Source organism: Acinetobacter sp. 766875 (genome assembly GCF_000582055.1).
GTDB classification, from domain to species: Bacteria; Pseudomonadota; Gammaproteobacteria; order Pseudomonadales; family Moraxellaceae; genus Acinetobacter; species Acinetobacter nosocomialis.
This window is the reverse complement of sequence record NZ_JEXX01000003.1, coordinates 179,796-192,742: the sequence shown is the minus strand read 5'-3', so window position 1 is coordinate 192,742 and position 12,947 is coordinate 179,796. Positions and strand designations below refer to the sequence as shown.

Genomic DNA, 12,947 nt, shown 5'->3' with positions numbered 1-12,947 from the left:
AAATTTGATTGCATTAATTTTATTACCGCAATCAAAACCAATTTTAACGCTGGGTAAGATTAAAATTTCCAAATCAAAAGAATTAAAACAGACTTTTGCTTACAGAACTTTTACCTTGACTTCATGTTGTAACGAATCCTACACAACTCTCTTATCTTATAGAATGATTAAATCATTATTTCATTATTCTTTTTTAGACTTTAGGCTAATATACAATCTAATTAAAGATTCTTTTGCTGTCCTGATGGTTTCACATGATTTTTCTTGTTATTCGCATCCCTTTTTCTCCTTCTAGCTTCCATTTGCTACCCAAACAAGATGGCACAATTAATAAACCATTTGAATAGCTAAAAATATACATTTTTAAAAGAATGACTAAAGGCATAAGTACAATTTTTCAGCACGACTCAACCTAATTTAAGTCTCTTTATTTCATCAACTTAATGTCATTTTTTATACAGTCTTTGTTCCTTTCCATATGTACATAGGAATTAAAAAGAGTACTCCGACACTGACAATACATATCAAATAATGGTAATAACCAAGCGCATCTCCAATAACACCACTCAAGGTATAAAGACCACCACTTACTGTCGCCATGACCGAAACTTGGAAAGTAAAATCAGTGCCTGCGTAGTTCTTTCGGCTGTAATGCATGACTAAGGTTAACATTACAACGAGTAGCATGGCGGCAAAGGCATCTTCTAAAGCATTTATAGTATAAATAAGCCATGCATTTATTTTTATCTTTTGCTCATAAGCATAGGCCAAGTAAACATACGCACCTAAACTCATGATTTTTAATATTGAAAAACTAATTAATGTATTTGTTCTAGAAAAATACTTTAATACCCATCCTGCAATAAATGCTCCCACTAAAGCAGCTACAGCGCCTAGCATAGTGATATAAACACCTATTTGGGTAAAACTTAATCCCATATCAACCATTAAGGGTTTGAGTAAAGGCCCAGCTAAGCCATCTGCCACTTTAAAAGTGATGAGTACCATTAACCAAGAACGAAGTTCTTTATTTTGAGAAAAATAACTCAAATAAGACTTAATTTTTATCAATAAATTTGGCTGGCTAGATTGATTGTCAGAATGAGAAGTATGAGGAGGTTCTTTGAATAGTAAAACAGGTAGAGTATTGATAAATACTAAAGCAGCTAATAATAAAAAAGTTGGCTGCCATGACAACCAATCTAAACACCATAACACAGCTCCCCCACCTACAATAAAACCAAGCCGAGAGCCTACAACTTGAAATGTATTTCCCCAATGTTGCTGATCATGTTGTAATAAATTGACAGCTAAAGCATCGGTTGCAATATCTTGAGTTGCGCCCGTCGAGTTCATAAATAACAGTGCAATAAAAAATATAAATAAGTACAAAGGCTGATCTAAAGTCTGAATAGGAAAAAAAGATAAAATACAAAGTACTGCCACCGTCAAAAGCTGAGTGGGTAAAATCCAGCTACGATAATGACCTAAATGGGAAATTGCGTGTCGATCCACCCACGGTGCCCAAAATATTTTGATTGACCAAGGCAACATAAGCAGCCCAAAACCACCAATATGCGCGAGTGATACACCTTGAGCTCTTAATATTACGGGCAAAGCATGGGTCATAAAACCCACAGGTAAACCTTGCGCCCAATATAAGGAAAATAGCAAAAGATAAAGATTTTGCTGTCGAAACATATATACCTACTTTTATTTCTTTGTGCGGTAATAACATGAAATACCATGCGTAGTCTTACATTTTGCCAATGAAGCATAGATTTCAAAAGATTAAGATAAAACAAAGGATGATTTAAAACTTAAAAATATGGAACAACATTTCCCTAAACTACCTCCACAGGTCCCTCAACGTGGTAATGCTTTAAGTCGAGCATTATTTAAAAAACTTTTTTTGGCTCAAGGCTGGACCATAGAAGGTGAAGTTCCTAACTTTCCCAAGGCTGTAGCGATTATTTCTCCTCATACATCCAATATTGATGGCTGGTATGGTTTTTTAGCTATTTTTGGGCTTGGCATTCAAATTACAGTACTAGGTAAAGACAGCTTATTTAAGCCTCCTTTTAAACGTGTTTTAGATTGGGCAGGTGTTATTCCGGTAAAACGTGACTCTGCCAATGGACTGACTGAACAGGTGGTTGCAACCATTCAGGATTATGACAAAATCTGGATTGGAATGGCGCCAGAAGGCACACGTAAGAAAGCAAAAAAAATGAAGAGTGGCTTTTACCATATTGCTGCAAAGGCTAATATCCCGATTGTGATGTTCTCTTTTGATTATGATCGCAAGACTATTCACTGCTTAGGCTATTTAACTCCTAGCGGAAATTATGATGAAGATCTCGCCAAAATTTTTGAGCGTTATGATGGAAAAATATCACCGAAAAATCGTAATTGGCTTGCAGAACCTTTACAAAATCTTGTGAAAAAAACCTAGCAAAAATTGAGCGAATCTGGTCTGATGGGCCATCTTAATTTATCTTGCTATAGATTGTTTTTCAAAGATGAAAATTGCTCAATTTGCCAGTATCGGATTTATCTCTTTAGCCCTATTCGGCTGTGATAAATTCAGCAAAACACCAACACCGACCACTTCAGTTAAAGCACGCGAACCAATTATTGCACTTGCCTTAGGCGGCGGTGGAGCAAAAGGATTTTCACATATTGGTGTTATCAAGGTCTTAGAATCACATGGTATTAAACCTAAAATTGTTACGGGTACAAGTGCCGGTAGTTTTGTAGGAAGTATCTATGCCAGTGGGCAAACACCTTATCAGCTCCAAAATCTTGCACTTAAATTACAAGAATCGGATATTCGTGATTTAACGCTTAATCGCCAAGGTATTATTCTTGGGCAAAAGCTACAAGATTATGTGAACCGTAACGTGGGCAATAAGCCTATTGAGAAATTCCCAATTCGTTTTGCAGCAGTAGCAACCCGTCTTGATAATGGTCAAAAAGCTGACTTTATTAAAGGTAATGCAGGTCAAGCAGTACGTGCGTCTTGTAGTATTCCAAACGTGTTTGTCCCTGCCACTATTGGCAATCAAAAGTACGTAGATGGCGGATTAGTTAGCCCAATTCCTGTAAAAACAGCACGTGATATGGGTGCAGATATTGTGATTGCGGTTGATATTTCAGCACGTCCAGCAGGAAATCGCCCAGCGAATATGTGGGGATTACTTGATCAAACCATTAATATTATGGGTCAACAAAGTATTAATGAAGAGTTAAAACTAGCAAACGTAGTCATCCAACCTAAAGTTGGGCACTTAGGTACACTCGATTTAAAATCAAGTAATGAAGCTATTTTAGAGGGTGAGAAAGCTGCTCAAGGCCAAATTCGTCAAATTGAAACTGCAATAGCGAATTTCAAAAAATCTCCAGCCGCATTTAAGCCAGCTCCACGTCCTAAATTTTAATTGAGGTGGTTTTTTTCTATCCACACTTACTATCATCTGCTACAGTGGTAAAAGTGATATGAGATCACTTTTACCCATCATAAAGATATATAAAAGAGCAGATCTATGGAGTTTGTTGTAGAACCTTGGCACTGGTTTGTATTGGGTATCTTACTTATTCTTTCTGAGCTGATTATCCCTGCTTTTGCCGCTCTCTGGTTTGGTATTGCAGCCATTATGGTTTGCTTTCTCTATTGGTTATTTCCAGATATTAGCCTTACAACCCAAATTGTATTGTGGATTATTTTATCGGTGTTATGCACCATTCTTTGGTTCAAATTTATTAAACCCTTGTCGATTGATAGAACTAAAGCAGGTTTACCTCGTGAGGCGACCATTGGACAAATTGGTATGGTGATTCAAACCAGACTTGCTCATGACCAAATTATTGTCCGTTTCCCTATGCCTATTTTAGGGGCCGATGAATGGAACTGTCGCAGCACTAGCCCTGTGAAAGTCGGTGATCGAGTCCGTGTCATTGATATTTCGGGCAATGACTTAATTGTCCAGCCCCACAGTACTTCATAAACATTAAAGATAAAGAGAGGTTATTTTCATGCCAGTTGGTACCATTATTGTTTTAGCCTTTTTGGCTTTTGTAGCAGTTACTATTTTTAAAGGGGTACGTATTGTTCCTCAAGGTTATAAATGGATTGTTCAGCGTTTAGGGAAATATCATTCCACGCTTAATCCAGGGTTGAACTTCGTTATTCCTTATATTGATGACGTAGCTTATAAAGTCACGACTAAAGATATTGTGCTTGATATTCCATCTCAAGAAGTGATTACCCGTGACAATGCTGTATTGCTTATGAATGCAGTAGCTTATATCAATTTAACAACCCCTGAAAAAGCAGTGTACGGTATTGAAAACTATACATGGGCCATTCAAAACCTTGTACAGACTTCATTACGTTCTATTGTGGGTGAAATGGATCTAGATGATGCTTTATCATCTCGAGATCACATTAAAGCTAAACTAAAAGCTGCAATTTCTGATGATATTTCGGATTGGGGTATCACTTTAAAAACTGTAGAAATTCAAGATATTCAGCCATCTTCAACCATGCAAGCTGCTATGGAAGCTCAAGCTGCTGCTGAACGTCAACGTCGTGCTACAGTGACTAGAGCTGACGGTGAAAAGCAAGCTGCAATTTTAGAAGCAGATGGTCGTTTAGAAGCATCTCGCCGTGATGCAGAAGCACAAGTTGTCTTAGCAGAAGCATCTCAAAAAGCGATTGAAATGGTAACAAGCGCAGTCGGCGATAAAGAAACACCTGTCGCTTATCTATTAGGTGAACAGTACGTTAAAGCAATGCAAGACATGGCTAAATCGAGTAATGCCAAAACTGTTGTATTACCTGCCGATGTTTTAAATACAATCCGTGGCATTATGGGAAAGCATAATTAATTTAACTGCTTTCAATAAGTCATTGAAATAAAAACGGCGACCTGATGGTCGCCGTTTTTATATTGAGTATTATTGGTTGTTTAATCTTTTCTGATCTTTCAAAGGGAGCTTTTTTACAACCAAGTCATAAGAATCGCGAATCAAATCTTGAAGCAAATCCCGAGTTAAGTTTTTATGTGGAGTAATGGAAATCCAGTGTTTTTTATTCATGTGGTAACCCGGAATAATAAATGAATAAAGCTCCTGATATTCCTGACTTTTATATGGATCACATTTAACAGTAATCATTTTTGTGCCCGTTCCTTCCCCTACTAATAAAAACACCTTTTCTAAAATTTTAAAGACGTCGCATTCTGGTCCAAAGGGTTGGCTTTGCTCACTAAAAGGAAGATTACACGCAAGCTCTATTGCAAATTGATGGAGCTGATCACCATTCATTCTTATCTCCTTTATTCATTGAATATGAATACAAGCAGGATTATTAATTTGATTTTATATTAGTTGGTACGTGCTAAAAGGAATTGTGAAATCTCAACTAATTCTTTTGCATTTTCACCAAAATGCGCTAAAGCCTCAAAAGCTTGGTCATGCAACTCTTTTGCATAAATCTGTGCTTGCTCAAGTCCCATTAAAGCAGGATAAGTCGACTTTTGTACTTGTTCATCCTTACCCGCAGTTTTACCTAAAGTTTCAGTGCTTGAGGTAATGTCCAAAATATCATCTTGCACCTGAAAAGCCAGTCCAATCGCTTGTCCGTATTGACGCAATTTCGGAATTGCCTGATCTGTTCCAAAGAAAATTGTCACTGCACCCATCATAATGGCAGCCTGAATAAGCGCTCCCGTTTTATTACGATGGATATTTTCTAGTTCATCTTGAGAAATTTGTTTAGCTTCAGCTTGTAGGTCTAACACCTGTCCACAAACCATTTTAGAGCTGGCTGTTGCTAAAATTTGAATTTGCTTTAAGACAATTGCAGTATCAGTTCCCTGTCCTTGTTCATCAAACAAACGACTCCCTAAAACTTCAAAAGCCATCGACTGTAAAATATCGCCTGCAAGTAAAGCGGTATCTTCACCAAATGCTACATGGCAAGTTGGCTGACCACGACGAAGTAAATCATTGTCCATACAAGGCAAATCATCATGCGCTAGCGAGTAGCAATGAATAAGTTCAACCGCAACTGCAGCACGGCGAGCCGCAGCAAAATTTGGATTGTCTTGTAAAGAAGCTGTAGCGTAACACAAAGCTGGGCGCACACGTTTTCCACCAAGCATAACTGCATGGTGTACTGCGCTTTTTAAAGGTTCAGGAATTGAAAATGCGGCGAGTGTTGTCAATAAATCTTGTTGAATACGTTGTTGAGCTTGTTTTAAAACATCCGCATTAACTTGAGAGAGTGATGACACAGTCGCCTCGTAAAATCAGTAGAGAAATTTTATTGAATGTGATGAAACATTCATGTGCTACATCATACACGATTCACTGTAAAAAGTGCGTGATGAGTTATGGATGTCAGAAGTAAAAAAGCCTCTCCATGGTAGAGAGACTTTTCATTTAAATGACTTTTAGAAACTGTCACCCGGAACGCGTACCCAACCTTCCATTAAGACACGTGCACTACGGCTCATAATGGCTTTTTTCACTACCCATTGACCATTTGTAAGTTCAGCTTGAGCACCCACACGTAATGTTCCCGATGGATGTCCAAAACGCACTGCTTCACGCTCGCCACCACCAGCTGCTAAATTTACCAATGTGCCCGGAATAGCAGCAGCCGTACCAATTGCTACCGCTGCTGTTCCCATCATGGCATGGTGTAATTTACCCATCGACAACGCACGAACCAGTAAGTCGACATCATTTTCTGAAACGTTTTTACCGCTTGAAGCTGTGTAATTTTTCGGCTTAGAAACAAAAGCAATTTTTGGTGTGTGCTGACGTGCAGCTGCTTCTGAAATATCTTTAATTAAACCCATCTGTACCGCCCCATATGCACGAATTTTTTCAAAACGTGCTAGTGCTGCTGCGTCACCATTAATATGATCTTGCAGTTCTGTACCTTGGTATCCTAAATCTTCTGCATTTAAGAAAATGGTTGGAATACCGGCATTAATAAATGTGGCTTGAAAACTGCCAATCTCAGGCACATCTAATTGGTCAACAATATTCCCTGTCGGGAACATATCACCGCCCTCTTCACCATCATCGGCTGGGTCTAAAAACTCAATTTGAACTTCAGCAGCAGGGAAAGTCACTCCATCCAGTTCGAAGTCACCAGTTTCTTGAACTTGACCATTGGTGATAGGTACATGAGCAATAATGGTTTTTTGAATATTTTTTTGCCAAATTCGAACAGTACAGAGGCCATTTTCAGGAATTCGATTTGCATCGACCAAACCATTTGAAATCGCAAATGAGCCAACCGCAGCAGTTAAATTACCACAGTTACCACTCCAGTCCACAAAAGGCTGATCTATTGAAACCTGTCCAAATAAATAGTCTACATCGTGATCTGGCTGTGTGCTTTTAGCGAGAATAACGGTTTTACTGGTACTTGAAGTCGCTCCACCCATTCCATCAATTTGCTTTCCATAAGGATCTGGGCTACCAATGACACGTAGTAAGAGTTGATCTCTTGCTTGACCTGCCACCTGAGCTCTTTCCGGCAAATCATCAAGTTTAAAAAATACGCCTTTACTGGTTCCACCACGCATGTAAGTTGCTGGAATTTTAATTTGCGGTACTGAGCTCATATCAACTGTTATCCTTACTATTGTGTTTTTATATCTCGAAACAAACAGACTTGTTTAGTCATCCACTTCATCTTAAATCGTTTTATGATCTAGAGATAGCGTTATGCTTTTATACATCAATCGTATTGACGCAGACTTATTTTGAGAATTTAGATTAATGCTCGCAATGACCGAATTCAGCAAAATCATGAAAAAAAGAGTCTATCAAAAAATATATTTTTAGAATATTTTTCAATCATTTTTGAATTATTAAAAGCAAGTTAATGATTTTAAATATTTTTTAGTGTTACTTTTCAGTCACTGCTTGTTAATTTGTAGTCTAGGCTAAAATAAATCCATCTATTAGAATAATTTACTTATTCATAGTGAGTGAAGACCTTTGACCAACGAATCTTCTACACTGCAACGAGGACTAAAAAATCGACATATCCAATTAATTGCTATGGGTGGAGCAATTGGTACCGGATTATTTTTAGGCTCGGCGCAAGTGATTCAATCTGCGGGACCATCCATTATTTTAGGATATGCCATTGGTGGCTTAATTGCTTTTTTAATTATGCGCCACCTGGGAGAAATGATTGTTGAAGAACCTGTTGCAGGATCGTTCAGCCATTTTGCTTATAAATATTGGGGTAAATTTCCCGGATTTTTAGCTGGATGGAATTATTGGATACTCTACGTTCTGGTCGCGATGAGCGAACTTACTGCGGTAGCCAAATATATTAATTATTGGTGGCCTCATATTCCAGCGTGGACTTCTGTCTTATTTTTCTTTGTCGTGATTACGGCAATTAACCTAACAAACGTCAAATTTTATGGTGAGTCCGAATTCTGGCTCGCTATTATTAAAGTTGTTGCGGTTATCTCAATGATTGTTTTTGGACTGTATTTGCTATTTACAGCAGATGTAGGTTCAAGCATTTCATTTAGCAACCTTTGGACACATGGTGGATTCTTTCCAAATGGCTTTAGTGGCCTGTTCTACATGTTGGCTTTCTTGATGTTCGCCTTTGGTGGTATTGAACTGATTGGTATGGCTGCGGCAGAAGCAAAAGATCCGAAAAAAACCATTCCAAAAGCAATTAACCAAGTTGTTTTCCGTATCTTGATTTTCTATATCGGTTCATTGGCAATTTTACTTTCTTTAGTGCCATGGAACCAATTAGACCTTGGCGGTCTCGATAAAAGTCCATTTGTTATGATTTTTAGTCAAATGGGTATTGGTTGGGCTGCACACTTACTTAACTTTATTATTTTAACCGCTGCCCTTTCTGTTTATAACAGTGGGATGTTTGCCAATAGCCGTATGCTTTACGGTTTAGCTCAACAAGGTAATGCGCCAAAAATTTTCAAGAAAGTAAATAAACAAGGTGTACCTGTACCAGCAGTTTTATTATCTGCATTACTCATTTTTGGCTGTGTTCTTTTAAATTACTTTGTACCTGAAAACGCACTAAGCCACTTAATGTACATTGTAGTTGGCGCATTGGTATTAAACTGGGCGATGATCAGTATGACTCACCTTAAGTTTAAATCAGCAATGAAAAAACTCGGTCAAAAAACTCACTTCCCTGCACTTTGGGCACCATTTAGTAACTATTTGGTTTTAGGTTTTATTGCTGTTGTCCTCTACATCATGTGGAGCCAAGGCTTTAAAGAGTCTGTGATGATGATTCCGATCTGGATCGTTCTTATGTTTATTTTATTTAAAGTACTTAATGCTAAAGAACAATAATCTGAACGCTTGTACTTAAAACACAAAAAAGCCATTGTCTAGACAATGGCTTTTTTGTGTAAGACGATAAGATTAAAGTTTTATAGTGATATCTGTTTAGAGCCAATGTTTCGTATCATCAGCCACAGGTGTGCCATGAATAGCGTGCATAATCATTGCATGCGCAATACTACCTTTAAATGGTATTTCGGGTAACTGATCAAATTTGAAAAACTGAGCATCACTGAGCTCTTTCTCCTGAATTTCAATTTCGCCCGCTTCATATTCGGCTTTAAAGGCCAACATTAGGTTACTCGGAAATGGCCATGGTTGACTCGCCAAATACTGAATATTCTTAATGTGTAATCCAACCTCTTCTAATGTTTCACGTCGCACAGCATCTTCTAAGGTTTCCCCTACCTCTACAAAGCCAGCGATTAAACTGTACATCTGGCTCGTATTTCTGGCACTTTTAGCCAGCAAAATCTCGTTCTCTCCACGTGTAATAATAGTAATCACACAAGGGTTAACTCTAGGATATTGACTGAAATTACATAGAGGACAAGTCATAGAATATTCGGTCTTATGCTGCTGGGTTTTATGTCCGCAACGGCTACAAAACTGATGATTACGACGCCACTCGAGTAACTGAAAAGCACGACTCGCTTGTTCAAATTGCGGTTTAGTCCAATACTGCAAGAGTTGGCGAATAGATATGAATTGATATCCATTTGGTATAGGTTCACCTTCTTGGAAATCTCTTGCTATTACTTGAGGGTCTGCTTGTATATGTAAATCATGTTCCTGCTGTTTAAGGCAAGGCAGATTAAAATTCGCATCAACCAAAAGTTGTTGCTGCTGAAAAATATAAGCAATAGAAAGGTTGTCGGTATCCATTTATATACTCGAGTGAAGAACCTTTCGACGGCCTCTATAGCTCCTTCAAAAGGATCAGACTTAAAACATATTTTTCAAAAATCTTACGCATACTGACAAACATTTTCAATTTATTTAATTTGTATCTTTTTGATTAAAATCACATTTTATTCACGCATGCTATGTTTTTAAGTTATATCTATGACTTTATAGCTAACTGACCAGTGATGAACTTAGAAGCACTGCTTCACATAAAATTGATCTCTGAAAATTTAGACTAGTTTTAGTTCCATCTCATGAAGCAAAAATATGCGATTTGGTTTAATTCTGGGTGATCAATTAAATCACCAACTCGCAACGCTCAAGTATTTAAACCGAAATGAAGACATTATTTTGATGGCTGAAGTGCTTGAGGAAACATCTTATGTTGCCCATCATCCACAAAAAATAGCGCTAATTTTTAGTGCAATGCGGCACTTTGCAAAAGAATTAAAAGCACAGGGCTGGAAAATCCGTTATCACACATTTAAGCGCGAAAGTCATATAAAAAAGTTAGTCGACTTTATTGCTTTGCAGCAGCAACACTTCTCGGCAAATGCTCTCGTCATTACCCAATGTGGTGAATATCGTTTGCAGCATGAAATCGAAAGTTCATGGGCTAACTCACTAAAACTATCTGTTATTTGTTTAGAAGATGATCGCTTCTTTTGTACCGTAGAACAATTCAAGCAATGGGCAAAGAAATATAAAACGCTAAGAATGGAATACTTTTACCGAGAAATGCGCAAGCAAACTCAATATTTAATGTATGACCAACAACCCATAGGCGGGCAATGGAACTTTGATCAAGCCAATCGAAAAGCATGGTCAGGCGATCCACCTTTGCCACCAAAATTAGCGTTTGAGCATGATCAAATTGATATAGATGTTATTCGACTGGTCGAGAAAGAATTTTCTCAACATATCGGCAATATCAATTCCTTTCAATGGGCAACTACCCGTCAAAATGCCTTGCTTGCTTTAGATGATTTTATTTCTAACAACCTACCCCACTTTGGCGATTATCAAGATGCTATGGTTTATGGTTCAGACTTTATGTTTCATAGTCTGCCCTCGCCTTATTTAAATTGTGGATTATTATTACCTAAAGAGATATGTGACGCTGCTCAAACAGCCTATTACAACGGACAGGCCCCCTTAAATGCAGTAGAAGGATTTATTCGACAGATTTTAGGATGGCGGGAATATGTGCGTGGAATCTATTGGTTATCTATGCCTGACTATAGCAATCAAAATACCCTTCATGCCACCACGCCGCTGCCACAATATTACTGGACGGGTAACACAAAAATGGCATGTATGGCCGAGTGTTTCAGAAATACCTTTGAACATGGCTATGCCCACCATATTCAGCGCTTAATGATTACAGGCAACTTTGCGCTTTTAGCAGGTGTAAAGCCATCAGAAATTTGCGAATGGTATTTAGCTGTCTATGTAGATGCTTATGAATGGGTCGAATTACCGAATACGTTAGGCATGGCCATGTATGCAGATGGCAGCATCATGGCAAGTAAACCCTATGCTGCATCAGGTAATTACATATATAAAATGTCAAATTATTGTCAGCACTGTACATATAACGTCAAAACCAAAACTGAACCAGACAGTTGTCCATTTAACAGTTTGTATTGGTATTTTATGAGCCAGTATGAGCCCATATTTCGTCAGAATCCCAGAATGTCGATGGTCTACAAAAACCTTGATCGTATGAAAGATAAAGCTTCTGTCATGAAGCATGCAAAGTTACTTATTCATCAACTTGATGAGCTTTAAGATCATGAAAAAACAGCATCTGCCCCAGAAAATATGTGTTTCTTGTCAACGCTCTTTTAACTGGCGAAAGAAATGGGAGCGTTGCTGGGAAGAAGTAAAATATTGCTCTGAAAGATGTAAACGACAGGCTCGCTCGAATAAGTAAATATTTCACCGGGTTGTTTTAACTGATTCAACACTACTCTTCATTGTTGAATCAGTTGTCTTTCAATGGATTATATTTGATGGTCTTAAGCATATTTATACTGACGAGAACAGTAAGCTCTTTCAACTTCTGGTGAACGTAATTGCTGATGCTTGGTTTTACGCCCTGCCATACGCTTACGCCAGAGTTTAAAACTGCTCGATTTTAAGTTATATCTCATTAAACGAATAACTTCACTTTCACGTAAGCCATACTCTCGCTCAATTGCTTCAAATGGGGTTCGATCTTCCCATGCCATTTCAATAATTCTAGATAGGTCCTGTTCATCAATTTTTTTCATGTTATGCCCTTTTAAATTATGTTGTAGCCAAATCTGATTCTTTAACAAACAACCTTCTGAAAATAGCTTCACTTACCCGATCGCTTGCCTTGAATGTTTTCGTGTTTTGCTTCAGATCATAAAAAGGCAAACATGAATTTTTTGTGATTTTTTAGCTTTATAAACTCTATTTTTTATATAAGACATGAATAATTATAAAACCTTTGATTGGTTTAACTTTTTATTAACCACTATGACAAAATTTTTAGTACCTAAAACATGAAAAAAGCCATTGCCTTAGCAATAGCTTTTTTGTTTATAATCATAAAATTATGCGCCCTTAGCTTAACTGGATAGAGCAGTTGCCTCCTAAGCGACCGACGTGGGTTCGAGTCCCGCAGGGCGCACATATTG

13 protein-coding genes and 1 tRNA gene are annotated in these 12,947 nt (G+C 37.8%); 8 read left to right on the top strand and 6 right to left on the bottom strand.

All coding sequences use genetic code 11. The annotated features are described in order from the left end of the window. Positions 1 to 453 precede the first annotated feature (453 nt). Entirely contained in the window at positions 454 to 1,701 is a 1,248-nt protein-coding gene (locus tag J576_RS05005) for an MFS transporter (RefSeq protein WP_002051301.1), read from the bottom strand. A 127-nt stretch (positions 1,702 to 1,828) separates the two neighbouring features. On the opposite strand from J576_RS05005, the gene J576_RS05000 reads away from it, so the two are divergent. The 4 genes from J576_RS05000 to J576_RS04985 all read left to right on the top strand — a co-directional run bounded on the left by J576_RS05000 (position 1,829) and on the right by J576_RS04985 (position 4,890). Then, positions 1,829 to 2,455, top strand: coding sequence for a lysophospholipid acyltransferase family protein (locus J576_RS05000; protein WP_004885444.1), 627 nt, complete (start codon positions 1,829 to 1,831; stop codon positions 2,453 to 2,455). Positions 2,456 to 2,522: 67 nt separating this feature from the next. Continuing rightward, positions 2,523 to 3,440 carry a patatin-like phospholipase family protein gene (locus J576_RS04995; RefSeq protein ID WP_002051298.1) on the top strand — a complete coding sequence of 306 codons (918 nt, stop codon included), beginning with the start codon at positions 2,523 to 2,525 and terminating at the stop codon, positions 3,438 to 3,440. Between the two features lie 105 nt (positions 3,441 to 3,545). Then, the gene (locus tag J576_RS04990) at positions 3,546 to 4,007 is read left to right on the top strand and encodes an NfeD family protein (RefSeq protein WP_002051439.1); all 462 of its coding nucleotides are present in this window, start codon (positions 3,546 to 3,548) and stop codon (positions 4,005 to 4,007) included. A 28-nt stretch (positions 4,008 to 4,035) separates the two neighbouring features. Next, positions 4,036 to 4,890 carry an SPFH domain-containing protein gene (locus tag J576_RS04985; protein WP_002051299.1) on the top strand — a complete coding sequence of 285 codons (855 nt, stop codon included), beginning with the start codon at positions 4,036 to 4,038 and terminating at the stop codon, positions 4,888 to 4,890. Positions 4,891 to 4,959: 69 nt separating this feature from the next. On the opposite strand, the gene J576_RS04980 is transcribed toward J576_RS04985, so the two are convergent. The 3 genes from J576_RS04980 to prpF form a co-directional block, all read right to left on the bottom strand. Beyond that, on the bottom strand, positions 4,960 to 5,328 hold the full coding sequence (locus J576_RS04980) for an MmcQ/YjbR family DNA-binding protein (protein WP_002051278.1): 369 nt from the start codon (positions 5,326 to 5,328) through the stop codon (positions 4,960 to 4,962). Positions 5,329 to 5,387: 59 nt separating this feature from the next. Further along, positions 5,388 to 6,299 (bottom strand): polyprenyl synthetase family protein, encoded by a 912-nt coding sequence (locus tag J576_RS04975; protein WP_002051424.1) that lies wholly within the window; start codon positions 6,297 to 6,299, stop codon positions 5,388 to 5,390. Positions 6,300 to 6,458: 159 nt separating this feature from the next. After that, positions 6,459 to 7,646, bottom strand: coding sequence for a 2-methylaconitate cis-trans isomerase PrpF (prpF, locus tag J576_RS04970; protein ID WP_002051115.1), 1,188 nt, complete (start codon positions 7,644 to 7,646; stop codon positions 6,459 to 6,461). 379 nt (positions 7,647 to 8,025) lie between these two features. Here prpF and J576_RS04965 point away from each other — a divergent pair, with 379 nt between their 5' ends. Beyond that, positions 8,026 to 9,381, top strand: coding sequence for an amino acid permease (locus tag J576_RS04965; RefSeq protein ID WP_004885437.1), 1,356 nt, complete (start codon positions 8,026 to 8,028; stop codon positions 9,379 to 9,381). A 96-nt stretch (positions 9,382 to 9,477) separates the two neighbouring features. Here the strand turns inward: J576_RS04965 and nudC are convergent, their stop codons facing one another. Next, positions 9,478 to 10,257 carry an NAD(+) diphosphatase gene (nudC, locus tag J576_RS04960; RefSeq protein ID WP_002051231.1) on the bottom strand — a complete coding sequence of 260 codons (780 nt, stop codon included), beginning with the start codon at positions 10,255 to 10,257 and terminating at the stop codon, positions 9,478 to 9,480. Between the two features lie 288 nt (positions 10,258 to 10,545). On the opposite strand from nudC, the gene J576_RS04955 reads away from it, so the two are divergent. Further along, positions 10,546 to 12,069: a cryptochrome/photolyase family protein gene (locus J576_RS04955; RefSeq protein WP_033855521.1), complete on the top strand. Its 1,524-nt coding sequence runs from the start codon at positions 10,546 to 10,548 to the stop codon at positions 12,067 to 12,069. Continuing rightward, positions 12,032 to 12,214, top strand: coding sequence for a DUF2256 domain-containing protein (locus J576_RS19540; RefSeq protein ID WP_416201988.1), 183 nt, complete (start codon positions 12,032 to 12,034; stop codon positions 12,212 to 12,214). The genes J576_RS04955 and J576_RS19540 overlap by 38 nt, the downstream gene beginning before the upstream one ends. An 85-nt stretch (positions 12,215 to 12,299) precedes the next feature. Here J576_RS19540 and J576_RS04950 read toward each other — a convergent pair whose 3' ends face one another. Continuing rightward, positions 12,300 to 12,554, bottom strand: a complete 255-nt coding sequence (locus J576_RS04950; RefSeq protein WP_004705831.1) for a TIGR03643 family protein — start codon at positions 12,552 to 12,554, stop codon at positions 12,300 to 12,302. A gap of 313 nt (positions 12,555 to 12,867) precedes the next feature. Here J576_RS04950 and J576_RS04945 point away from each other — a divergent pair. Beyond that, positions 12,868 to 12,940: transfer RNA gene (locus J576_RS04945), tRNA-Arg, on the top strand. The last annotated feature ends 7 nt before the right edge of the window (positions 12,941 to 12,947 follow it).

Coding starts and splice junctions, on each gene's coding strand:
- J576_RS04990 (WP_002051439.1), top strand. CDS start 3,546: ATGGAGTTTGTTGTAGAACCTTGGCACTGGTTTGTATTGGGTATCTTA.
- nudC (WP_002051231.1), bottom strand. CDS start 10,257: ATGGATACCGACAACCTTTCTATTGCTTATATTTTTCAGCAGCAACAA.
- J576_RS19540 (WP_416201988.1), top strand. CDS start 12,032: ATGCAAAGTTACTTATTCATCAACTTGATGAGCTTTAAGATCATGAAA.
- J576_RS04980 (WP_002051278.1), bottom strand. CDS start 5,328: ATGAATGGTGATCAGCTCCATCAATTTGCAATAGAGCTTGCGTGTAAT.
- J576_RS05005 (WP_002051301.1), bottom strand. CDS start 1,701: ATGTTTCGACAGCAAAATCTTTATCTTTTGCTATTTTCCTTATATTGG.
- prpF (WP_002051115.1), bottom strand. CDS start 7,646: ATGAGCTCAGTACCGCAAATTAAAATTCCAGCAACTTACATGCGTGGT.
- J576_RS04955 (WP_033855521.1), top strand. CDS start 10,546: ATGCGATTTGGTTTAATTCTGGGTGATCAATTAAATCACCAACTCGCA.
- J576_RS04950 (WP_004705831.1), bottom strand. CDS start 12,554: ATGAAAAAAATTGATGAACAGGACCTATCTAGAATTATTGAAATGGCA.
- J576_RS05000 (WP_004885444.1), top strand. CDS start 1,829: ATGGAACAACATTTCCCTAAACTACCTCCACAGGTCCCTCAACGTGGT.
- J576_RS04995 (WP_002051298.1), top strand. CDS start 2,523: ATGAAAATTGCTCAATTTGCCAGTATCGGATTTATCTCTTTAGCCCTA.
- J576_RS04985 (WP_002051299.1), top strand. CDS start 4,036: ATGCCAGTTGGTACCATTATTGTTTTAGCCTTTTTGGCTTTTGTAGCA.